23 protein-coding genes are annotated in these 22,177 nt (G+C 68.4%); 4 read left to right on the top strand and 19 right to left on the bottom strand.

Translation table 11 applies throughout. The features are described 5' to 3' along the window. The first annotated feature begins 10 nt into the window (after nt 1-10). Together YU1_RS0117540 and YU1_RS0117535 are read left to right on the top strand one after the other, a co-directional pair. On the top strand, nt 11-1,198 hold the full coding sequence (locus YU1_RS0117540) for a bifunctional 2-C-methyl-D-erythritol 4-phosphate cytidylyltransferase/2-C-methyl-D-erythritol 2,4-cyclodiphosphate synthase (protein ID WP_029005184.1): 1,188 nt from the start codon (nt 11-13) through the stop codon (nt 1,196-1,198). Further along, the gene (locus YU1_RS0117535) at nt 1,195-1,686 is read left to right on the top strand and encodes a CinA family protein (RefSeq protein ID WP_029005183.1); all 492 of its coding nucleotides are present in this window, start codon (nt 1,195-1,197) and stop codon (nt 1,684-1,686) included. Before YU1_RS0117540 ends, YU1_RS0117535 begins: the two co-directional genes overlap by 4 nt. Before the next feature lie 20 nt (nt 1,687-1,706). Here the strand turns inward: YU1_RS0117535 and YU1_RS0117530 are convergent, their stop codons facing one another. The 12 genes from YU1_RS0117530 to eno form a co-directional block, all read right to left on the bottom strand. Then, nucleotides 1,707-2,210 carry a hypothetical protein gene (locus YU1_RS0117530; RefSeq protein ID WP_029005182.1) on the bottom strand — a complete coding sequence of 168 codons (504 nt, stop codon included), beginning with the start codon at nt 2,208-2,210 and terminating at the stop codon, nt 1,707-1,709. Nucleotides 2,211-2,441: 231 nt separating this feature from the next. After that, nucleotides 2,442-2,900, bottom strand: coding sequence for a type II toxin-antitoxin system RatA family toxin (locus YU1_RS0117525; RefSeq protein WP_029005181.1), 459 nt, complete (start codon nt 2,898-2,900; stop codon nt 2,442-2,444). A gap of 4 nt (nt 2,901-2,904) precedes the next feature. After that, nucleotides 2,905-3,858 carry a lipoyl synthase gene (lipA, locus tag YU1_RS0117520; protein ID WP_029005180.1) on the bottom strand — a complete coding sequence of 318 codons (954 nt, stop codon included), beginning with the start codon at nt 3,856-3,858 and terminating at the stop codon, nt 2,905-2,907. A 199-nt stretch (nt 3,859-4,057) separates the two neighbouring features. Next, a complete protein-coding gene (locus YU1_RS0117515; protein ID WP_029005179.1) occupies nt 4,058-4,336 on the bottom strand; it encodes a GlsB/YeaQ/YmgE family stress response membrane protein in 279 nt (92 codons plus the stop codon). Nucleotides 4,337-4,370: 34 nt separating this feature from the next. Next, complete coding sequence (lpdA, locus tag YU1_RS0117510; RefSeq protein WP_029005178.1) at nt 4,371-5,789, bottom strand: dihydrolipoyl dehydrogenase; 1,419 nt, start codon at nt 5,787-5,789, stop codon at nt 4,371-4,373. Between the two features lie 125 nt (nt 5,790-5,914). Next, nucleotides 5,915-6,151, bottom strand: a complete 237-nt coding sequence (locus tag YU1_RS0117505; protein WP_029005177.1) for an HP1242/YdcH family protein — start codon at nt 6,149-6,151, stop codon at nt 5,915-5,917. Between the two features lie 144 nt (nt 6,152-6,295). Beyond that, complete coding sequence (locus YU1_RS0117500; protein ID WP_029005176.1) at nt 6,296-7,660, bottom strand: pyruvate dehydrogenase complex dihydrolipoamide acetyltransferase; 1,365 nt, start codon at nt 7,658-7,660, stop codon at nt 6,296-6,298. A 13-nt stretch (nt 7,661-7,673) separates the two neighbouring features. After that, entirely contained in the window at nt 7,674-9,041 is a 1,368-nt protein-coding gene (locus YU1_RS0117495) for a pyruvate dehydrogenase complex E1 component subunit beta (RefSeq protein ID WP_029005175.1), read from the bottom strand. Nucleotides 9,042-9,046: 5 nt separating this feature from the next. Beyond that, complete coding sequence (locus YU1_RS0117490) at nt 9,047-9,394, bottom strand: hypothetical protein (RefSeq protein ID WP_029005174.1); 348 nt, start codon at nt 9,392-9,394, stop codon at nt 9,047-9,049. 12 nt (nt 9,395-9,406) lie between these two features. Then, nucleotides 9,407-10,420: a pyruvate dehydrogenase (acetyl-transferring) E1 component subunit alpha gene (pdhA, locus tag YU1_RS0117485; RefSeq protein WP_029005173.1), complete on the bottom strand. Its 1,014-nt coding sequence runs from the start codon at nt 10,418-10,420 to the stop codon at nt 9,407-9,409. Between the two features lie 162 nt (nt 10,421-10,582). Further along, complete coding sequence (locus tag YU1_RS0117480; protein ID WP_029005172.1) at nt 10,583-10,900, bottom strand: FtsB family cell division protein; 318 nt, start codon at nt 10,898-10,900, stop codon at nt 10,583-10,585. 180 nt (nt 10,901-11,080) lie between these two features. Continuing rightward, nucleotides 11,081-12,364 carry a phosphopyruvate hydratase gene (eno, locus tag YU1_RS0117475; RefSeq protein WP_029005171.1) on the bottom strand — a complete coding sequence of 428 codons (1,284 nt, stop codon included), beginning with the start codon at nt 12,362-12,364 and terminating at the stop codon, nt 11,081-11,083. A 230-nt stretch (nt 12,365-12,594) separates the two neighbouring features. Between eno and queF the strand changes: the two genes are divergently transcribed. Together queF and YU1_RS0117465 are read left to right on the top strand one after the other, a co-directional pair. Continuing rightward, nucleotides 12,595-13,047, top strand: a complete 453-nt coding sequence (gene queF, locus YU1_RS0117470) for a preQ(1) synthase (protein ID WP_029005170.1) — start codon at nt 12,595-12,597, stop codon at nt 13,045-13,047. Between the two features lies 1 nt (nt 13,048). Then, on the top strand, nt 13,049-14,059 hold the full coding sequence (locus YU1_RS0117465; RefSeq protein ID WP_051356990.1) for a hypothetical protein: 1,011 nt from the start codon (nt 13,049-13,051) through the stop codon (nt 14,057-14,059). Nucleotides 14,060-14,071: 12 nt separating this feature from the next. On the opposite strand, the gene kdsA is transcribed toward YU1_RS0117465, so the two are convergent. The 7 genes from kdsA to YU1_RS0117430 form a co-directional block, all read right to left on the bottom strand. Then, nucleotides 14,072-14,932, bottom strand: coding sequence for a 3-deoxy-8-phosphooctulonate synthase (gene kdsA / locus YU1_RS0117460; RefSeq protein WP_035715767.1), 861 nt, complete (start codon nt 14,930-14,932; stop codon nt 14,072-14,074). A gap of 92 nt (nt 14,933-15,024) precedes the next feature. Beyond that, the gene (sugE, locus tag YU1_RS0117455) at nt 15,025-15,345 is read right to left on the bottom strand and encodes a quaternary ammonium compound efflux SMR transporter SugE (RefSeq protein ID WP_029005167.1); all 321 of its coding nucleotides are present in this window, start codon (nt 15,343-15,345) and stop codon (nt 15,025-15,027) included. Between the two features lie 146 nt (nt 15,346-15,491). Beyond that, entirely contained in the window at nt 15,492-16,376 is an 885-nt protein-coding gene (locus YU1_RS0117450; protein ID WP_029005166.1) for a VOC family protein, read from the bottom strand. 15 nt (nt 16,377-16,391) lie between these two features. Further along, nucleotides 16,392-18,020: a CTP synthase gene (locus YU1_RS0117445; protein ID WP_029005165.1), complete on the bottom strand. Its 1,629-nt coding sequence runs from the start codon at nt 18,018-18,020 to the stop codon at nt 16,392-16,394. A 108-nt stretch (nt 18,021-18,128) separates the two neighbouring features. Next, entirely contained in the window at nt 18,129-18,527 is a 399-nt protein-coding gene (gene secG / locus YU1_RS0117440) for a preprotein translocase subunit SecG (RefSeq protein WP_029005164.1), read from the bottom strand. 189 nt (nt 18,528-18,716) lie between these two features. Beyond that, complete coding sequence (locus YU1_RS0117435) at nt 18,717-20,858, bottom strand: sodium-translocating pyrophosphatase (protein ID WP_029005163.1); 2,142 nt, start codon at nt 20,856-20,858, stop codon at nt 18,717-18,719. A 101-nt stretch (nt 20,859-20,959) separates the two neighbouring features. Next, nucleotides 20,960-22,144, bottom strand: a complete 1,185-nt coding sequence (locus tag YU1_RS0117430; RefSeq protein WP_029005162.1) for a pyridoxal phosphate-dependent aminotransferase — start codon at nt 22,142-22,144, stop codon at nt 20,960-20,962. Nucleotides 22,145-22,177: the final 33 nt, after the last annotated feature.

Genomic DNA, 22,177 nt, shown 5'->3' with positions numbered 1-22,177 from the left:
TTGAGCCGAGATGCCTAACGACATGGCTTGCGCTGTTCTCATTGTTGCCGCCGGGCGCGGCATCCGCGCCGGTGGTGCGGTGCCGAAGCAATACCACAGTCTCGCTGGGGAAAGCGTGTTGCGCCGCACATTGCGCCGGTTCGCCGCCCACCCCGACGTCCAGGCCGTGCAGGTGGTGATCCACCCGGACGACGCGCACCTCTATGCCCACGCCGCCGACGGGCTGGCCGGCCTGCGCCCGGCGGTCGCCGGCGGCGCGACCCGCCAGCAGTCCGTGCTGGCGGGATTGGAGGCACTGGCGCCGCTGGCGCCCGAGCGCGTGCTGGTGCAGGACGGCGCCCGGCCCTTCACGCCTGCGGCAGTGATCGCGCGGGCGGTCGCGGCGCTCGAAAAGCATGCGGCCGCCATCCCCGTGCTGCCGGTGACGGACACGATCAAGCAGGTGGCCGCCGACGGCATCGTGACGGCAACGCCGGACCGCGACACGCTGCGGGCCGTGCAGACGCCCCAGGCCTTCCGATTCGACGCGCTGCTCGCCGCCCACCGCGCGGCGGCTGCGGCGGGCATCGACGACCTCACCGATGATGCCGCCGTGATGGAATGGGCCGGCCATGCGGTGGCCACCTTCGAGGGAGACCCCGGGAACGTGAAGCTGACCTCCGCCGACGACCTCGCCCGCGCCGCGCGCGCCTTCGCCGACCTGCCGGACGTGCGCACCGGCACCGGTTTCGACGTCCACGCCTTCGGCCCCGGCGACCATGTGATGCTGGGCGGCCTCGCCATCCCCTTCGACCAGGGGCTCGACGGCCATTCGGACGCGGACGTCGGCCTGCATGCCCTGACCGATGCGGTGCTCGGCGCGCTGGCCGACGGCGACATCGGCGCCCATTTTCCGCCCTCCGACCCGCAATGGAAGGGCGCCACCTCGGACCGCTTCCTCGCCTTCGCCCTGGAGAAGGTGGCGGCGCGGGGCGGCATCGTGGCCCATCTCGACCTCACCTTGATCTGCGAGGCGCCGAAGGTCGGGCCGCATCGCGACGCCATCCGCGCCGCCATCGCCCGCATCACCGGCCTGCCGGTCGGGCGGATCAGCGTGAAGGCCACCACCACGGAGAAGCTCGGCTTCACCGGCCGGCGCGAGGGCATCGCCGCCATGGCCTCCGCCACCATCCGCCTGCCGCTGGAGAGTTCCGAATGAGCGACGAGATCCTCGACCGCGCCCGCCGCGTGCTTGATGTCTGCCGCGCCGCCAAACTCATGGTGGTGACCGCCGAATCCTGCACCGGCGGCCTCGTCGCCGGCGCGCTGACGGAAATCCCCGGCTCCTCCGACGTGGTGGACCGGGGCTTCGTCACCTATTCCAACGCCGCCAAGCAGCAGATGCTGGGCGTGCCGGAGGCGATCCTCGCCGCCCATGGCGCGGTGAGCGAGGAGACCGCCCGGGCCATGGCGCGCGGGGCGCTCGCCGCCTCGCAGGCGCAACTGTCGGTCTCGGTCACGGGGGTCGCCGGGCCCGGCGGCGGCTCAGTGGAGAAGCCGGTGGGGCTGGTGCATTTCGCCGCCGCCAAAGCAGGCGGCATGGTGCTGCACCGGGAGGAGCGCTTCGGTGACCTCGGCCGCGGCGAGATCCGCCGCAGGTCGGTGCTGGTGGCGCTGGAACTGCTGGAGACGCTGGCGCGGTTCTGAACCCGCCCGCCCGGCGGAGGCTACTGCCAGCCGATGGTCGGGCTCACCCAGGCCTTGTCGGCCATGCGGGCGATCTCGCCATTGCTCACGCTGGGCCAGGGCACCTTGGCTGCGGTGGGCCGTGTGAAGATCACGCTCAAGGCCGGCTGGCGGACCTCGCGCCCCTGGATCGTATCGAAGATGTTGTCGGCCACCACCTCGATGCGCTCGGTCTGCGGGGTGCGCGCGAACATCACCGGCACCAGATGGATCACATTGCTCTGGAAACTGGTGCGGATGAGCGAGCGGGTCAGCGACCAGCCGCTGATGTCGTAATGCACCGAAACGGTCTGGAGATCGGCGGTGGTCGCGACGCGGGCGGATTGGCCCAGGACCGCCCGGGCGATTTCCTGCGGCGACTGCGCCGATGCAAGCCCCGGCCCCTCGACGACGCTGCGCACCTGGGACAGCGCAAAGAACAGGCCGCCGGACAAGGCAAGGCCCAGCACCAGCAGCAGGCGGCCGTCCACGGACGGCCGATGCATGGGCGTGGTCACGCGGCTGGCCAAGCGCTGGCGGGCCGCAGCTTGCTGGACTTGCGCCCGACTCGGCAGCTTGCGTGCAGTAGGCTTCATGATCCCCCGGTCACGTCGCATGTCCTCGATGCGACATCTTAGCCGATCCGCACCGCTCCTGGCAAAGCGGCACTGGGCAACCGCGGATTTTTCGACATGCGTCGTCGGCATCCGCGCCCGGACAGCCTCAGGCGCGAGAGCTCAGGCGCTCCTGCCGTAGACCTCGTCGGCCCGCTTCTCGAAAGCGTCGGCGAAGCGGCGGAAGGCGGCGTCGAACATGGCGCCCATCACCAGGCCCAGGGTACGGGAGCGGAACTCGTAGGAGATCGAGAAGTGCACCTCGCACCGATTCTCGTCCGCCGACAGGAACTCCCAGCGGTTGTCGAGGCGGCTGAACGGGCCGTCCAGATATTCCACATGGATCACCCGGCGCGGCCGGTCGAGCGTCACGCGGGAGGTGAAGGTCTCGCGGATCAGCTTGTAGGCGACCGTCATGTCGGCCACCAATATCTCGACCCCTTCCCCGCTCTGCGAGCGGCGGCGGACCCTGAGCGCCTGGCACAGCGGCACGAATTCCGGGTAGTGCTCCACGTCCGCCACGAGGTCGAACATGTCGAGGGGGGTGTGTCGCACCACCCGCTTGCTGGAAAAGGACGGCACGCGGTCAGCTCCGGCCGAGCTTCGCCTCGCGGGCGGTCCGCAGCTTGGCGAAATCGTCGCCCGCATGGTGCGAGGAGCGGGTCAGCGGGCTCGACGAGACCATCAGGAAGCCCTTGGCATAGGCCACCGTCTCGTAAGCCTTGAACTCGTCCGGCGTGACGAACTTCTCCACCTTGTGGTGCTTGCGCGTCGGCTGGAGATACTGGCCGATGGTCATGAAATCCACCTCGGCCGCGCGCAGGTCGTCCATGAGCTGGAGCACCTCGTTCCGCTCCTCGCCGAGGCCGACCATGATGCCGGACTTGGTGAAGATGGACGGGTCCAGTTCCTTCACCTGCTGGAGCAGACGCAGCGAATGGAAGTAGCGCGCGCCGGGCCGCACCGTGAGATAGTTGCCTGGCACCGTCTCCAGATTGTGGTTGAACACGTCGGGCCGGGCCGCGACCACCACCTCGATGGCGCCGGGCTTGCGCAGGAAATCGGGGGTCAGGATCTCGATGGTGGTGCCGGGGCTGAGCCGGCGGATCGCCGCGATGGTACGGGCGAAATGCTCGGCGCCGCCGTCTGTCAGGTCGTCGCGGTCCACGGAGGTGATGACCACGTGGGACAGGCCGAGCTTGGCCACCGCCTCGCCCACCTTCTGCGGCTCGTCGAGATCCAGCGCCTTGGGCAGGCCGGTGCGCACGTTGCAGAAGGCGCAGGCGCGCGTGCAGGTGTCGCCCATGATCATGAAAGTGGCGTGCTTCTTTTCCCAGCACTCGCCGATATTGGGGCAGCCGGCCTCCTCGCACACCGTGTGCAGGCCGTTGGAGCGCACGATGTCGGCGGTCTTCGACCAGCCGGCCGAGCCGGGGGCCTTGACGCGAATCCACTCCGGCTTGCGCAGAACGTCCGTTTCCGGGCGGTTCTGCTTTTCCGGATGGCGGGGCCGGTTCAACGTATTGACGACGGTGACCATGGAATCCGCATTGCTGTTGAGCCGGCGAAGGCGCGGCAGATGTTCAGATAAGCCTTAGCGGGCGATCCCGCCAGCGTCGAGGCGACGCAGCGCAAGGCGGCCTTGCGCGCGGCGCAAGAGGGAGGCGGCCCGTCCCTGTGGGCCCCCGCCTCCTGGAGCACGTACCGATCAGATTGATTCAATCTGATCGGACCGCGCCCTAGCGGCTGCGCACCGCCCGCCAGACCCAGAGCACGAGGATGGCGCCGACGGTCGCCGCCACCAGGGTGCGGAAAAAGCCGAACACCGGCACATTGACCCATTCCGCCAGCTTGCCGCCAACGAATGCGCCGATGATGCCGACCACGAGATTGGTCAGAAGCCCGTGGTCACTCTCGGTGATCCGCTCCGCGATCCAGCCGGCGATGAGGCCGATCAGGATCATGGTGAAGAAGCCGACGCCCGGCTGGCTCAGAACGGCATAGGTCTGGTCGTCCATGGGAACTCCCCCGCGCGGGCCGAGCCGGCGCCGTTCAGGTGTGGATCACCCGGCCGTAGGCGTCCAGCACTGCCTCGTGCATGGTCTCCGAAAGCGTCGGATGCGGGAAGACCGCATGGATCAGTTCCTCTTCCGTCGTCTCCAGATTCATGGCGATGACGAAGCCCTGGATCAGCTCGGTGACTTCCGCGCCCACCAGATGGGCGCCCAGCAACTCGCCGGTCTTCTTGTCGAAGATGGTCTTCACCAAACCCTCGGGCTCACCGAGCGCGATGGCCTTGCCGTTGCCAATGAACGGGAAGCGGCCGACGCGGATCTCGCGGCCCTGCTCCTTGGCCTTCTTCTCGGTGAGGCCGACGGAGGCGATCTGCGGCACGCAATAGGTGCAGCCGGGGATCTTGGACTTGTCCATCGGGTGGGTGTGCAGGCCCTTGATGGTCTCGACGCAGATCACGCCTTCATGCTCGGCCTTGTGCGCCAGCATGGGCGCGCCGGCCACGTCGCCGATAGCATAGATGCCCGGCACGTTGGTACGGCCGTAGCCATCGGTGGCGATGATGCCGCGCTCGATCTTGACGCCCAGGTTCTCCAGGCCGAGGCCGTCCACATTGCCGACCACGCCGACGGCGGAGATCATGCGCTCCACCTCGAAATCCTGCGTCGCGCCCTTCTCGTCCACCACATGGACGACGAGGCTGTCGGCCTTCTTGGTCACGCCGTTCACCTTGGCGCCGGAGAGGATCTTCATCCCCTGCTTCTCGAAGCGTTTGCGGGCGTGGGCGGCGATCTCCTCGTCCTCCACGGGGAGGATCTGCGGCAGCACCTCGACCACGGTCACATCGGCGCCCATGGTCTTGTAGAATGAGGCGAACTCGATGCCGATGGCGCCCGAGCCCATCACCAGCAGGGACTTGGGCATCTTCTCGGGCACCATGGCCTCGAAATAGGTCCAGATCAGCTTCTTGTCGGGTTCCAGGCCCGGCAGGGCGCGGGGCCGCGCGCCGGTGGAGACGATGATGTGTTTGCCCTGGTACTCGCCGGCCCCCAGCGCGCCCTTCGGCGCATTCTCGGCCGCCTCGACCTTGATCTTGCCGGGCGCGGTGATCGTCGCGGTGCCCCAGATCACGTCGATCTTGTTCTTCTTCATCAGGAAGCCGACGCCGGTGTTCAGCTGCTGCGACACGCCGCGCGAGCGCTTCACCACCGCGCTGATGTCGAAGCCGATCTTCTCGGCGGAGAGGCCGTAGTCCTTGGCGTGCTCCATGTAGTGATAGATCTCGGCGGAGCGCAGCAGGGCCTTGGTGGGGATGCAGCCCCAGTTCAGGCAGATGCCGCCGAGATGCTTTCTCTCCACCACGGCGGTCTTGAAGCCGAGCTGGGCGGCGCGGATGGCGGCCACATAGCCGCCGGGCCCGCCGCCGATGACGATCACGTCGTAGGAAGTATCAGCCATGGGTCTCTCCTCCCCCTCCCGCCACGCGGGCCGGTGGGTCGATGGTGGTCTTCCTGCCGAACGATGATCGCCTTCGCCGGGGGGCATCGGGGGCGGGAGCCGGAGCGGCTCGCCCCCGCCGCGGGTCAGCGCGTCAGCAGGGCGTAAATCTCGTCCTTGAGCCGCATCCGCTCCTTGCGGAGCTTCTCCACGTCGTCGTCGGAGCGCGGTTCCAGGTCGGTCTCGGCGCGGTGCACCGCGCGGTTGACCTCGTGATAGCTCTCGTAGAGGCGGTCGAAATGGGGATCCGCCTTGCGCAGCGCGTGGATCTTGTCCGCGTGCTCGGGGAACTCGGCCAGGATTTCGTGGGGCGTATGGCTCATCGGTGCATCCTCCAGATATGGCGGGGCGGTGATCCGCCCCTCGTCCCAGCAGCTACACCGTCCCGCAGCCCCGCGATTTGATCTGCCGCAGCGACTGGCCCCGCGCCTGGGGACCGGGGGCGCGCTCGCGCCCCCGGAACCGGGTCACACCAGCATGGACATGGGGTTCTCGATGAAGCCCTTGAAGGCGGCCAGCAGTTCCGCCCCCAGCGCGCCGTCCATCACCCGGTGGTCGCAGGTGACGGTGGCGGTGAACTGGGTGGCGATCTTGATCTCGCCGCCGCGCACCACCGCGCGCTGCTCGCTGGTGCCGACCGCGAAGATGGAGGACTGCGGGGCGTTGATGATCGCCACGAAGTCGCGCACGCCCATCATGCCGAGGTTGGACACCGAGGTGGAACCGCCCTGGTATTCGTCGGGCTTCAGCTTCTTGGTGCGGGCGCGCGAGGCCAAGTCACGCATCTCGTTGGAGATGGCCGAGAGGGTCTTGGTCTCCGCCTTCTTCACGATCGGCGCGAACAGGCCGCCGTCGATGGCCACCGCGACCCCCACGTCCGAATGCTTGAGGCGCAGGACGCGGTCCTCGGCCCACACCGCGTTGGCGGCCGGCACCTTCTGCAAGGCCAGGGCCACCGCCTTGATGACGAAGTCGTTCACCGAGACGCGGAAGACCGGCTTGCCGTCCTTGTCCTTCGGCGAGGAGGCGTTGACCGTCTCGCGCAGCTTCATCAGATCATCGATGTCGCAATCCACCGACAGATAGAAGGTCGGGGTGAGTTGCTCGCTCTCCACCAGCCGCTTGGCGATGGTCTTGCGCATGCCGTCGAGCTGGATTTCCTCGTAGGACCCCTCGGCGAACAGTGCCTTGACCTGATCGGCCGTCGGGCCGGAGGCGGCGACCACGGCCTTGGCCGGGGCTGCGGCCGGAGCGGGCGCGGGCGCCGCGGCAGCGGCGGGCTTGGCGCCCGGCTGCGCGCCGTCCACGTCGCGGGCGACGATGCGGCCATGCGGGCCGGAACCGGCCAAGGCGGAGAGCTCGACGCCCTTCTCCTTGGCGATGCGGCGGGCGAGCGGCGACGCGAACACGCGGCCCGCCTGGCCGTTGGCGACCGGCGCCGGGGCCGCGACGGGGGCGGAAGCCGGAGCCGGCGCGGGCGCAGCGGCCGGGGCCGGAGCGGCCGCAGGAGCCGGGGCCGCAGCGGCGGGCGCGGGCGCAGCCGCAGGCTTCGCCCCGCCGGCGGAAGCGGCGGCGGCGGCGACATCCTCACCCTCGCCGGCGAGCACGGCGATGAGCTGGTTCACCGGCACGTCCTGCGTGCCCTCGGGCACGACGATCTTGGCGATGACGCCTTCGTCCACGGCCTCCACTTCCATGGTGGCCTTGTCGGTCTCGATCTCGGCGATGATGTCGCCGGACTTGACGCTATCGCCTTCCTTCTTGAGCCACTTGGCGAGGTTGCCCTTCTCCATGGTGGGAGACAGGGCCGGCATCAGGATCTCGATGGGCATGGGTCTCTCCCCCTCAGCGATAGGTGACCGCGCGGACCGCCTCGATGACATCGGCGACGGACGGCAGGGCGAGCTTCTCAAGGTTCGCCGCGTACGGCATGGGCACGTCCTTGCCGGTCACGCGCAGCACCGGGGCGTCCAGATAGTCGAACGCGTCCGACATCAGGCGGGCGACGATCTCGGCGCCGACGCCGGACTGCGGCCAGCCTTCCTCGACGGTGACGCAGCGGCCGGTCTTCTTCACCGACTCGACGATGGTGGGAATGTCCATGGGGCGGATGGTGCGCAGGTCGATGACCTCCGCCTCGATGCCCTGCTTGGCCAGTTCCTCGGCCGCCTTCAGCGCGTAGGTCATGCCGATGGACCAGGAGACGAGGGTCACGTCCTTGCCGGCGCGGGCGATGCGCGCCTTGCCGATGGGCAGCACGTAGTCGTCCAGCTTCGGCACCTCGAAGGAGTGGCCGTAGAGGATCTCGTTCTCCAGGAAGATGACCGGGTTGGGGTCGCGGATCGCCGCCTTGAGCAGGCCCTTGGCGTCCGCCGCCGTATAAGGCGAGACCACCTTCAGGCCGGGGATGTGGCTGTACCAGGAGGCATAGTCCTGGCTGTGCTGCGCGGCGACGCGGGCGGCGGCGCCGTTCGGGCCGCGGAACACGATGGAGCACTGCACCTGGCCGCCGGACATGTAGAGCGTCTTGGCGGCGGAGTTGATGATCTGGTCGATCGCCTGCATGGCGAAGTTGAAGGTCATGAACTCGACGATGGGCTTCAGGCCCGCCATGGCGGCGCCGACACCCATGCCGGCGAAGCCGTGCTCGGTGATGGGGGTGTCCACCACGCGCCTAGCGCCGAACTCCTGGAGCAACCCTTGAGTGATCTTGTAGGCGCCCTGATATTCGGCGACCTCCTCACCCATGACGAACACGTCGCCATCGCGGCGCATCTCTTCCGCCATGGCGTCGCGCAGGGCCTCGCGGACGGTCATGGTGACGTATTCGGTGCCGGCGGGCACGTCCGGATCGGCGGGCGCAGTGGCCTGCGGCGCGCTCACCACCGCCGGGGCGGCGACCGGAGCGGGCGCTGGAGCGGCGGCGGGCGCAGGCGCGGCAGCCGGGGCGCTGGCGGCGGAGGCATCCTCGCCCTCGCCCAGGATGGTGGCGATGGGGGTGTTCACGGCCACATCCTGCGTGCCTTCCGGCACCAGGATCTTGCCGAGGACGCCCTCGTCCACCGCCTCCACTTCCATGGTCGCCTTGTCGGTCTCGATCTCGGCGATCACGTCGCCGGCCTTGACCGTGTCGCCTTCCTTTTTCACCCACTTGGTGAGATTGCCCTTCTCCATGGTCGGAGACAGGGCCGGCATGAGAATGTCGATGGGCATGGCTGTCAGCTCTTGCTGGGCGCGGGCGAGCCCTGACCTGCCGGGGCGGCAAGGGGCGGGCGCACGACCGTGAGGTTGGTGTAGACGGAGACCGCGGCTACCGCGATCGTCAGAGCGGCGATGAAGGCCACCTGGGCCTTGCCCACCCGGCGCGCATGGTCGGCGGCGGGGCCGGCGAGAAGGCGGGCGGCGAAGGGCCACAGCACGAGAAGCACAGTGGAAGCGGAGCCGTGGGGTCCGCCGGCCGCCTCAGCGGCCCCCTTCGCCTTCAATCCCTCGGTCACGGCTACGCCCCAGCTGGCGACGGCACTCGCCAGCGCAAGAAAGAGGACGATGAGGGCCACGACCGCCACGGGCAGCCTCGTTCAGCGAACGATGTCGGTGTACAGCTCGGACGGATCGGGCTCCGGATCGTGCGTCGCGAAATCGGCCGCGTCGTTGACGATGTCACGGATCTCCGCATCCACCTTCTTCAGTTCCTCCTCGGTCACGAGGCCCGCCTCGAGAAGGCGCGCGCGCACCTGCTCGATCGGATCGTGCTCGGTCCGCATCTTCTGCACCTCCTCCTTCGACCGGTACTTGGCCGGGTCGGACATGGAGTGGCCGCGATAGCGGTAGGTCTGCATTTCCAGGATATACGGGCCCTTGCCCTCGCGGGCGAAGGCCAGGGCGCGCTCGCCGGCGGCCTTCACCGCGCGCACGTCCATGCCGTCCACCTGCTCGCCGGGGATGTTGAAGGACTGGCCGCGCTTGGAGAAGTCGGTCTGGGCGGAGGCGCGGCTGACCGCGGTGCCCATGGCGTACTTGTTGTTCTCGATCACATACACGACCGGCAGCTTCCACAGCTCGGCCATGTTGAAGCTCTCGTAGACCTGGCCCTGGTTGGCCGCGCCGTCGCCGAAATAGGTGACGGAGACCGAGCCGTTCTCGCGATAGTGGTTGGCGAAGGCGAGGCCGGTGCCGAGCGAGACCTGGGCGCCGACGATGCCGTGGCCGCCGAAGAACTGCTTCTCGATGCTGAACATGTGCATCGAGCCGCCCTTGCCCTTGGACAGGCCGCCGCGACGGCCGGTCAGCTCGGCCATGACGCCCCGCGCTTCCATGCCGGTGGCCAGCATGTGGCCGTGGTCGCGATAGCCGGTGATGACCTGGTCACCCTGCTTCATGGCCAGCTGCATGCCCACCACCACGGCCTCCTGGCCGATGTAGAGGTGGCAGAAGCCGCCGATGAGGCCCATGCCGTACATCTGGCCGGCCTTTTCCTCGAAGCGCCGGATCAGCAGCATTTCGCGGTAGGCGAGCAGTTCCTGCTCTTTGGTGAAGGTCGGTACGCCGGCCGGAGCCGCCTCTGTCCGGGCGGACGGTTTCTTCGCTGCCATCGACTTCCTCAGGAAACGCTAGAGCCGCACCTCCTCTAGCGCACCTGGATGACCACCAAAAGGGGAAAAAGTGCTTTGCTGCACCGCAACACGTTGCAAATGCTTGATTTTACTCACTTGAACTTGAATTAAGTTCAATGGTCTCATGAACTTATTATTGGTTCAATTGTGCGCTTTGATCATCACCAGGTCCTTCACATGGATGAAATCCAGCTCCCGGCGCCCCTGCTCGTCGAGCATGTCGGGATCCAGATTGCGGGCATCCAGCAGCGAGACCTTGTTCTCCATTTCGCGCCGCTGCGCCTTCAGCGCGGCGAGTTCGCCTTCCAGGCGCAGCACGTCCTGCTCGTAATTGCGCTTCGCCATCAGGCCATGGTCGCCATTGTAGGCGTGGTAGGCGAAATAGCCGATCACCCCGCCGGCCACGAGATAGAGCAGCACGGCGATGAAGAAGGTGCGGAGGCGCGAGCGGGTCTGCATGGGCGGCGATCTTGCCGGCACAAGGTTGAAGCGCGGTTAAGGATGGCATTGACACCGCGCCGCCCTTCAGTCCGCGCCGGGCGATTCCCGCGGCCCGGCCCTCAAACACAAAATGCCCCGGACCAGCCGGGGCATTTCGTCGGCGGCGGGACGCTGCCCGCCGCAACCTTGGGACACGCCTCAGGCGAACGCCTTCAGCGCCGCCTTGCCGGCGTATCTCGCCTGGCCGCCCAGCTCCTGCTCGATACGCAGCAGCTGGTTGTACTTGGCGGTGCGGTCCGAGCGGGCCAGCGAGCCGGTCTTGATCTGCCCGCAGTTGGTGGCCACCGCCAGATCGGCGATGGTCGAGTCCTCGGTCTCACCCGAGCGGTGGGACATCACGGCGCGATAGCCCGACGTGTGGGCCAGTTGCACCGTCTCCAGCGTCTCGGTCAGCGTGCCGATCTGGTTGACCTTCACCAGGATGGCATTGCCGGTGGCCGCCTTGATGCCGCGGCCCAGGCGCTCGACATTGGTGACGAACAGGTCGTCGCCCACCAGCTGGCACTTGGCGCCGATGGCGTCGGTGAGCTGCTTCCAGCCCGCCCAGTCGTCCTCGGACATGCCGTCCTCGATGGTGACGATGGGATAGCGCGACACCAGCTCGGCGAGGTACTTCACCTGCGCATCGATGTCGCGGACCTTGCCCTCGCCCTCATAGTGATAGGCGCCGTCCTTGAAGAACTCGGTAGCGGCGCAGTCGAGGCCGAGGAACACGTCCTGGCCCGGCTTGAAGCCGGCCTTCTCGATCGCCTTCAGCACGAAGTCCAGCGCCGCCTCGGCCGAGGCCAGGTTGGGGGCGAAGCCGCCCTCGTCGCCCACATTGGTGTTGTGGCCGGCGTCCTTCAGGCCCTTCTTCAGGGTGTGGAAGATTTCCGCGCCCCAGCGCAGGCCCTCGGCGAAGCTGTCCGCGCCGGCCGGCAGGATCATGAATTCCTGGAAGTCGATCGGATTGTCCGCATGGGCGCCGCCATTGATGATGTTCATCATCGGCACCGGCAGGGTGCGGGCATTGACGCCGCCCACGTAACGATAGAGCGGCAGGTTGTTGGAGATGGCGGCCGCCTTGGCCACGGCGAGCGAGACGCCGAGGATGGCGTTGGCGCCGAGGCGGGCCTTGTTGGGGGTGCCGTCGAGGGTGATCAGCGTCTCGTCGATCTTGGCCTGGTCCTCGGCGTCGAAGCCGCCGATGGCATCGAAGATCTCGCCGTTCACCGCGTCAACGGCGCCGAGCACGCCCTTGCCCAGATAGCGATCCTTGTCGCCGTCGCGCAGTTCCACCGCCTCATGGGCGCCCGTGGACGCGCCGGACGGCACCGCCGCGCGGCCGAGCGCACCGTCTTCCAGCAGCACATCGACTTCCACCGTGGGGTTGCCGCGGCTGTCCAGGATTTCCCGGCCGACGATATCGACAATGGCGGTCATGGAACGTCCTTCCCTTCCTTCTGCCCAAAGCTTGAGACCGCCCGCCGGCGGGCTCTTGAACGGGGCGCGCCGCTTCTACCCCGTCCGGCGGCGGCTGGTAAGGGGTCATGGCGCGCAACAGCCTTCCGCGCACACGCCCGCAAATTGCGCTATCCTGCCCAAAAAAGGAGCGTCATGAACGTTCCGACCGGAAACGCCTGGACGCTCACGCCGTATCCCAAGGATCGATGATGACCGAAGCCAAGCTCCAGCTCGGGCGCGACACCGCCCTGCCCGCCTCCCCGGAGGAGGCCGTGCTGGACCGCGTCCCCAATCCCCACCCCGACGTGGATTATGTGGCGCGCTTCACCGCGCCTGAATTCACCTCGCTCTGCCCGGTCACCGGCCAGCCGGACTTCGCCCATCTGGTGCTCGATTACGTGCCCGACGCGCATCTGGTGGAATCGAAGTCGCTGAAGCTCTATCTCGCCAGCTTCCGCAACCATGGGGCGTTCCATGAGGACTGCACGGTTGCCATCGGCAAGCGCCTGGCGGACCTGCTGAAGCCGCGTTTCTTCCGCATCGCCGGCTACTGGTATCCGCGCGGCGGCATTCCCATCGACGTGTTCTGGCAGACCGGCGAGCTTCCGCGCGGCGTCTGGCTGCCCGATACGGGCGTCGCTCCCTACCGTGGAAGGGGCTGACATGGCCAAGCTCATCATCACCAATGGCGACAGCGCCGTCGAGCGCCTGCGGGCGGGCGGCATCGCCGGGCATCTCTTGCCCTGGCGCGACATGCTGCATGACGGCCCGGTGCCGGGCAGCCCCTCGCTCGCCCAGGTGGCGGACACGCGGGCAGAATTCCTCTCCGACGTGCTGGGGCTGGAATTCGACAGCGTGCGCGCCGACTTCGCCGAGCGCGATGCCCAGCTTGAGATCCACATCGCCTTCCGCGAGGTGCAGCTGTGGTTCGAGCATGACCTGTTCGACCAGCTCCAGCTGATCCAGCTCTTGCACTATTTCGCCCTGGAGCCGGACCGGCTCGGCGTGCAGATGGTCCAGTCGGACGCCTACCTGGGCACGCTGGAGGCCGGCTACATCCGCGCGCTGGCCGACAAGGCGGCGCCGGTGACCGCATTGCAGCTGGAGGCCGGACGCACGGCATGGGAGGCATTCACCGCCCCGACCCCGAAGGCGCTGGCGGCACTGGCCGCCCGCGACCAGGCCGCCCTGCCCTATCTCGGCGCCGCGCTGCGCCGGGCCCTGGCGGAGCTGCCGGCGCCCCACAGCGGCCTGTCGCTGACCGAGGAGCGCATCCTGCGCCGCCTGTCGGAAGGCCCGCAGAAGGTCCACCAGCTGTTTTCCGCCGTGCACCAGATGGACGAGGCCCAGTTCCTGGCCGACCTGCCCTTCTTCCTGCGCCTCGACGCCCTCGCCTTCGCCCGCGAGCCGCTGATCGAAGGGCTGCCGTTCCGCGCCGTGGACTGCAAGTCGTTCGATCCCGCCGGCGTCGATCCGAGCCCGGAGGAAATGAGCTACCGCACCTTCGCCCGCGCCACCATCGCCCTGACCCCCGCCGGCGAGGCGGCGCTCAAGGGGCGATTCGACCATGCCCGCGAGAATGCCATCGAGCGCTGGCTCGGCGGCACGCATATCCACCCCGGCGCCATGTGGCGCTACGACCGCGCCCGCAGCGCTCTGGCGGAACCGAACTGAGGGAGCTCCCGGTCAGATGACGACCGGGTGTGCCTTGGCCACCGCGTCGATCTCCTGGAGCAGCGCGAGCAGCGGCTCCAGGTCTTTCAGCGGCACCATGTTCGGGCCGTCGGACGGGGCGTGGTCGGGGTCCTGATGGGTCTCGATGAACACCGCCGCGACGCCGATGGCCACCGCCGCCCGCGCCAGCACCGGCACGAACTCCCGCTGCCCGCCGGAGGACGAGCCCTTGCCGCCGGGCTGCTGCACCGAATGGGTGGCGTCGAACACCACCGGCGATCCCGTGGTCTGCGCCATGATCGGCAGGGCGCGCATGTCGGAGACCAGCGTGTTGTAGCCGAATGAGACGCCGCGCTCGGTCACCATCACCCGCCCGTTGCCGGACTGGGTGAGCTTGGCCACCACATTGGCCATGTCCCAGGGGGCGAGGAACTGCCCCTTCTTCACGTTCACCACCCGTCCGGTCTGCGCGGCGGCGACCAGCAGGTCGGTCTGCCGGCACAGGAAGGCGGGGATCTGCAGCACGTCCACCACCTCGCCCACCGGGGCGCACTGGTCGATCTCGTGCACGTCGGTCAGGGTCGGCAGGCCGAGGCGCTCGCGGATCTCCGCGAACACCGGCAGCGCCTTGTCGAGGCCCATGCCGCGCGCGGCGGTCACCGAGGTGCGGTTGGCCTTGTCGAAGGAGGATTTGTAGATCAGGCCGATGCCGCGCCGCACCGCGATCTCCTTCAGCGCGGCGGCGGTCTCCAGCGCATGGTCGCGGCTCTCCATCTGGCAGGGGCCGGCGATGAGCGCGAGGGGCAGCGCATTGCCGATGCGGATCGGCCCCACCTCGACCACGGCCTGCGGCTCAACGGCGGTCACGGACATGGTCTCTCCTTGGGGGCGGCATCTGGTGACGCGCTTCATAGCCAAACAGCCGGCGGCGGGAAACCTCCCGCCGCGCGGCCCTCTCATGCGCCTCAGTGCGGGGTCGCCACCTTCAGCCCGACGATGCCGACGCCGATGAGGGCGATGGAGACGAGCCGCAGCGCATCCGCCGGCTCGCCCAAGGCGAAGATGCCCACCGCCACCGCGCCCACCATGCCGATCCCCGCCCATACCGCATAAGCGGTGCCGATGGGCAGGTCGCGCGCGGCGAGCGACAGCAGGAACAGGCTGACGGCGGCGCTCACCAGGGTGAAGACCGAGGGCCAGAGGCGGGTGAAACCGTCGGTATATTTGAGCCCGATGGCCCAGCCCACTTCCATGAGACCAGCGCCGAACAGGATGATCCAAGCCATGGATCCAACTCCGCAAGCGGCGGGGTCGTCCTCGCCAGGATCGAAAGCCGCTGCGGTCGTCCGCGCGGGAGCCTCCGCTCCTGCGGGAGGCTCAGGGGATGTGGGGCACCTGCGGCCCGGTTCAAGAGGCCGGGGCGTCCCGAAGCTCAGGCCGGCTCGGCCTCGTCGGTGCGCTCGAACACCAGCGTCGCGCCCATGGCCGCGCGCGGCGGAATCACGGCGATGCCCTGGATCTGCTCCTCCAGCATGCGGCGGGCGGCCAGGCCGCGCCGCAGATCGGCGGCGCCCGGCGTCGAGAAGCGCACGGCGGCAAGGCGCAGCCCCTCCCCCGCCGGAGCCGGAACGCCGTAGCGCTCGGTGAACAGGGCGGGCGTCATGAGGTCGATCGCCCCGCGCGGCGTCTGCGCCACATACCAGCCGTCCGTGGCGCGCCGGGGCGTGCAGTCGGAGACGGTGTCGATGAAGCTGGCGTGGTCCGCCGGGCTGTCGGCCACCAGCACCACGCCGATCACATGGGTCACGCCATTGGCGTGGCGCTGCATCTGCGGCGACCAGAAATTCTCGGGCTTGCGCTGCATGCAGGTGAAGAAGCCGGCGTCGGACGGGATTGGGTCGCGGGCGAAGACCAGCGAGAAGCCCACCTCCACCTCGGCGCCGTCGGCGCGGCGCGCGGTGCGGGCGAAGTCGAACAGATCGAAGCCGCCGACGCCGGCCGCATCGAAGGCAGCCTTGTCGGCGGCCGGATCGCTGCCTTCCAGCGCCAGCATCGACAGGCCCTCGCCGCGGCGCGCCAACATGTCCTTGTTGAAGGCCCCGAAGGAGAAGAAGGCGCCGTTGTGCGGCGGGATCTTCTCCGGCTCGGCCACTTCAAGGAGTTCGATGAAGAAGCCGGGGGTCTGCACGATGCGGTTGTGCGTGCCCCACGGATGATGGTTGCGCGAGCCCACGGTGAAGCCGAGGAGGTCGTAGATTTCCCCCGCCGCGTCCAGATCCCGGACCAGATGGACGACGTGATCGAGACCGCGACGCATGGGAACTCCTCCTCGTCAGACCAGCCGGCTCTGCTCCATGGCCGCCCCGATGAAGGAGGCGAACAAGGGATGCGGCTGGAACGGGCGCGACTTCAGCTCCGGATGGAACTGCACGCCGATGAACCAGGGATGATCGGCATATTCGACGATTTCCGGCAGCAGGCCGTCGGGAGACATGCCGGAGAAGCGCATGCCATGGGCTTCCAGGCGCTCCTTATAGCCGGTGTTCACCTCGTAGCGATGACGATGCCGCTCGGAGATTTCCTGCGTGCCGTAGATGCCGGCGACGCGGCTGCCCTCGCGCAGCTGGGCCAGATAGGCGCCGAGCCGCATGGTGCCGCCAAGGTCACCGGCGGCGGAGCGGCGCTCCAGCTCGTTGCCCTTGAGCCATTCGGTGAGCAGGCCCACCACCGGCTCGGAGGTCTCGCCGAACTCGGTGGAATTGGCGTTCTTCACGCCGGCGAGGTTCCGGGCCGCCTCGATCACCGCCATCTGCATGCCGAAGCAGATGCCGAAATACGGCACGGAGCGCTCGCGGGCGAACTGCGCCGCCTTGATCTTGCCCTCGGCGCCGCGCTGGCCGAAGCCGCCGGGCACTAGGATGCCGTGGACATGCTCCAGGAACGGCGCCGGGTCCTCGGTCTCGAAGGTCTCGCTCTCGATCCAGTCGAGATTGACCTTCACCTTGTTGGCGATGCCACCGTGGTTCAGCGCCTCGATGAGCGACTTGTAGGCGTCCTTGAGGCCCGTGTACTTGCCCACGATGGCGATGGTGACCTCGCCCTCGGGGTTGCGCACGCGCTGCTCGATGTTGGACCAGCGGGCGAGATTCGGCGCCGGCGCCGGCTCGATGCCGAAGGCGGCCAGCACTTCGTCGTCCAGCCCTTCCGCGTGATAGGAGGACGGCACGGCGTAGATATTGTCCACGTCGCGCGCCTCGATCACCGCGCTCTCGCGCACGTTGCAGAACAGCGACAGCTTGCGCCGCTCCTCGCGCGGGATCTCGCGGTCGCAGCGGCAGAGCAGGATGTCGGGCTGGATGCCGATGGAGCGCAGCTCCTTCACCGAATGCTGGGTCGGCTTGGTCTTCAATTCCCCGGCGGAGGGGATGAAGGGCATCAGGGTGAGGTGGATGAAGATGGCGTGGTTGCGCGGCAGCTCGTTCTTGAGCTGGCGGGTCGCCTCGAAGAAGGGCAGGCCCTCGATGTCGCCCACCGTGCCGCCCACCTCGATCAGCACGAAGTCGAAGCCCTCGTTGCCGTCCAGCACGAAGTCCTTGATCGCGTTGGTGACGTGGGGAATCACCTGGATGGTGGCGCCGAGATAGTCGCCGCGCCGCTCCTTGGTGAGGATGTCCTGGTAGATGCGCCCGGTGGTGATGTTGTCCTGCCTGGTGGCAGGATGCCCGGTGAAGCGCTCGTAATGCCCGAGGTCGAGGTCGGTCTCGGCGCCGTCGTCGGTGACGAACACCTCGCCGTGCTGATACGGGCTCATGGTGCCCGGATCGACGTTGAGATACGGGTCCAGCTTGCGCAGCCGGACGGTGTATCCGCGCGCTTGCAGAAGCGCGCCGAGAGCTGCGGAGGCGAGGCCCTTGCCAAGGGAGGACACGACGCCGCCGGTGATGAAGATGTAGCGCGCCATGGGCTTCAACTCTACTCCGCGCAAACGCGATTCGGCGAGTGCGACGCCCGATATGACGTCGCCTCGCCTGTGGAGAACATCACGCCGCGGCCATCCGCGGCGCAGCGATCACTGAGACTTCGGAACCTGGGGGCCGGACGGGGCGGGAGCCTCGGGCGCGGCGGCGCCGGGGGCCGTGCCCTGCGGCCGGATCTGGTCGAGGATGGAGCCGCCCGTGCTGCTCGGGACGCTCGGCCCCGACGGCGCGTTGGTCGGCGCCAGGATGGACGCCGGGGTGCGGCCCCAGCCGGCCAGGATGGTCAGCGACAGGCTGGTGATGAAGAACAGGCCGGCCAGCACAGCGGTCGCGCGGGTCAGCACGTTGGCCGTGCCGCGCGCCGTGAAGAAGCCACCGCCCCCACCGCCGCCGCCGATGCCAAGGCCACCGCCTTCGGAGCGCTGGATCAGGACCACGCCGATAAGGGCGAGCACCACCATCAGGTGAATGACGATCAGAACGGTCTGCATGAATTCCATCATCCTCGCGCCGGGCTCAAGCCCAGGCGCGCCATTTCGGCCGGTTCCTACACGATCGCACGGCGCAATGAAAGTCCGCTGCCCTGCGTTGCGCGGCGGGCTGACGCGCGAACACGGCAAAGCCGCGGCAGCCCTTATGTGGAGCGGGCGGGCGCCGATCTCAAGCACCCGCCCGCTCGTTCAATGCCCCAGCACCGCCAGCAGCAGGAGCGCGACGATGTTGGTGATCTTGATCATCGGATTCACCGCCGGCCCGGCGGTGTCCTTATAGGGATCGCCCACCGTATCGCCGGTCACCGACGCCTTGTGGGCGTCCGAGCCCTTGTAGTGGCGCACCCCGTCCTTGTCGACGAAGCCGTCCTCGAAGCTCTTCTTGGCATTGTCCCACGCCCCGCCGCCGGACGTCATGGAGATGGCCACGAACAGCCCGGTGACGATGACGCCGAGGAGCATGGCGCCCACCGCCGAGAAGGCCGCCGACTTGCCGGCCGCCCCGCCGCCCGCCACCAGATAGATGACGAAATAGCAGACGATGGGCGAAAGCACCGGCAGCAGCGAGGGAATGATCATTTCCTTGATGGCCGCCTTGGTGAGCAGGTCCACGGCGCGGGAATAGTCCGGCTTGTCGGTGCCGGCCATGATTCCCGGCTTCTCGCGGAACTGCCGCCGCACCTCCTCCACGATGGCCCCCGCCGCCCGGCCCACCGCCGTCATGCCCATGGCGGCGAACAGGAACGGCAGCAGGCCGCCGAACAGCAGGCCGACCACCACATAGGGATTCTCCAGCGAGAAATTCGGCGAGACCCCGGAGAAATAGCTGCCGGGCTGGGCCTGGGCGATGAAATAGCGCAGGTCCGCATTGTAGGCGGCGAACAGCACCAGCGCGCCGAGGCCCGCCGAGCCGATGGCATAGCCCTTGGTCACCGCCTTGGTGGTGTTGCCCACCGCGTCGAGGGCGTCGGTGGAATGGCGCACCTCGGCGGGCAGCCCCGCCATCTCGGCGATACCGCCCGCATTGTCGGTGACCGGCCCGAAGGCGTCGAGCGCCACCACCATGCCGGCCAGCGCCAGCATGGTGGTGGCCGCGATGGCGATGCCGAACAGGCCGGCGAGGCCGTAGGCGACCAGAATGCCGGCGATGATGACCAGGGTGGGCAGCGCGGTCGATTCGAGCGAGACCGCAAGGCCCTGGATGATGTTGGTGCCGTGCCCCGTCACCGAGGCCTGGGCGATGGACACCACCGGCCGGTAGCCGGTGCCGGTGTAATATTCGGTGATGACGACGATGGCCCCGGTCACCGCCAGGCCGACGATGCCGGAGAGGAACAGTTCCGTGCCCGTCAACGCCGTGCCGGCGATGGGGCCGAAGCCGATCAGCAGCCAGGTGACGAGGGCGAGCGCGAAGACGGAGAGCCCGGCGCTGGCGCCGAATCCCTTGTAAAGCGCCCCCATGATCGAGGAACTGGGGCCGAGCTTCACGAAGAAGGTGCCGGCGATCGAGGTGAGGATGCACACCGCCCCGATGGCCAGCGGAAAGATCACCAGATTGTTCAGCACCGCCGGCGCGGCGGAGAAGAAGATGATGGCCAGCACCATGGTGGCCACCACCGTCACCGCATAGGTCTCGAACAGGTCCGCCGCCATGCCGGCGCAGTCGCCGACATTGTCGCCCACGTTGTCGGCGATGGTGGCGGGATTGCGCGGATCGTCCTCGGGAATGCCGGCCTCCACCTTGCCGACGAGGTCGCCGCCGACATCCGCGCCCTTGGTGAAGATGCCGCCGCCGAGGCGGGCGAAGATGGAGATGAGCGAGGCGCCGAAGCCGAGCGCCACCAGCGCGTCCACCACGGTGCGGTTGGTGAGGCTGTAGCCGAGCCCGCGCGTCAGGACGGCGAAATAGACCGTCACGCCGAGCAGCGCGAGGCCCGCCACCAGCAGGCCCGTGACCGCGCCGGCCTTGAAGGCGATGTCGAGGCCGCCGGCGAGCGAGCGCGTCGCCGCCTGGGCGGTGCGCACATTGGCCCGCACCGAGACGTTCATGCCGATGAAGCCGGCGAGGGCGGAGAGGATGGCGCCGAGCGCGAAGCCGATGGCGACCAGCCAGCCGAGGAACACGCCCACCAGCAGGAAGATCACCACGCCAACGATGCCGATGGTGGTGTACTGACGCTTCAGATAGGCCTGCGCGCCCTCGGCGATCGCCGCTGCGATCTCCTGCATGCGCGCCGTGCCGGGATCGGCCGCCATGACGGCGCGGCCAGCCCACACTCCATAGCCCACGGCGAAAAGTCCGCAGGCGACAATCAGCAATAGTGCCAACATGAAACCACCCCTTCGTTTCCAGCCCACTTTCTTGTTATGGGCGGGAGTGTGAGGGGTGCGTTGGAAAGTCGCAACCGGCGAGTTGGCGCAGCCGGGCTTCGCTATTCCTTCGCCAGGAAGGCGCCGATGCGTTCAACGGCCTCGCGCATGTCGGCGGGCGAGCCGGCATAGGAGAAGCGCAGGAACTGCTTGCCGCGGAACGGGTCGAAATCCACCCCCGGCGTCGCCGCCACATGGGCCGCGTCCAGCAGCCGGGTGGCGAAGGCGTGCGAATCGCCGGTGAAGCGGGAGACGTCCGCATAGAGGTAGAAGGCCCCGTCGGCGGGCAGGAAATGCTCCAGCCCGACGCGCGGCAGCCCCGCGGTCAGGATGCGGCGGTTCTCCTCATAGCCGTGCTTCACGGCATCCATCTCCGCCCGCCCCTCGAACGCCGCCTCGGCGGCGATCTGCGACAGGGTGGGCACGGAGATCGAAAAGTTCTGCTGCAACCGCTCCATGGTGCGCGCCATTCCCTCCGGCACCACCATCCAGCCCACCCGCCAGCCGGTCATGCAGAAGTATTTGGAGAAGGAATTGATCACCACGGCGTCGGGGGCGATCTGCGCCGCGCTCACCGCCGGGAAGGCATAGTCGAGCCCGTGGTAGATCTCGTCGGAGACGAAACGCAGGCCAAGATCCCTGGCCGCCGCGTGGAGGGCGGTCAGCGCCGCCCGGTCCATCATGGTGCCGGTGGGGTTGGCCGGGCTCGCCACCAGCACGCCCTTCAGCGGCTTTTCCGCATGGGCGGCGCGCAGCGTCTCCGGCGTCAGCGCGAATCGGTCCTCGGCCCGCGTCTCGATCAGCACCGGCTCGCAGCCGAGCGCGGAGAGCACGTGGCGATAGGGCGGATAGCCGGGCGCGGCGATGGCCACCCGGTCGCCGGCTTCGAACAGCGCCAGGAAGGCCAGGATGAAGCCGCCGGAGGAGCCGTTGGTCACCACCACCCGCTCCGGATCGAGCGCGAAACCATACTGCTCCTGGTAATAGCGGGCGATGCGGGCCCGCAGCGAGGGCATGCCGAGCGCGGCCGTATAGCCCACCTGCCCCCGCTCCAGCGCGGCGGCGGCGGCCCTGCGGGCGGTCAGCGGCGCCGGATCGGCCGGCTGGCCGACCTCCAGATGGATGACCCGCGCCCCGGACGCCTCCAGCCGCGCCGCATGCTCCATCACGTCCATGACGATGAACGGCGCCACATCGCTGCGGCGGGAGGCGGGGACGAGGCCGGAAAGGGGCGCGGTGAGGGTCATGACCTTCGCTTTCGTGATCGCTGAAACGGGCCG

It is taken from the genome of Azorhizobium doebereinerae UFLA1-100 (assembly GCF_000473085.1).
In the GTDB taxonomy this organism is placed as follows: Bacteria; Pseudomonadota; Alphaproteobacteria; order Rhizobiales; family Xanthobacteraceae; genus Azorhizobium; species Azorhizobium doebereinerae.
The sequence above is the reverse complement of the archived record's forward strand: the minus strand, read 5'-3'. Positions and strand labels throughout refer to the sequence as shown.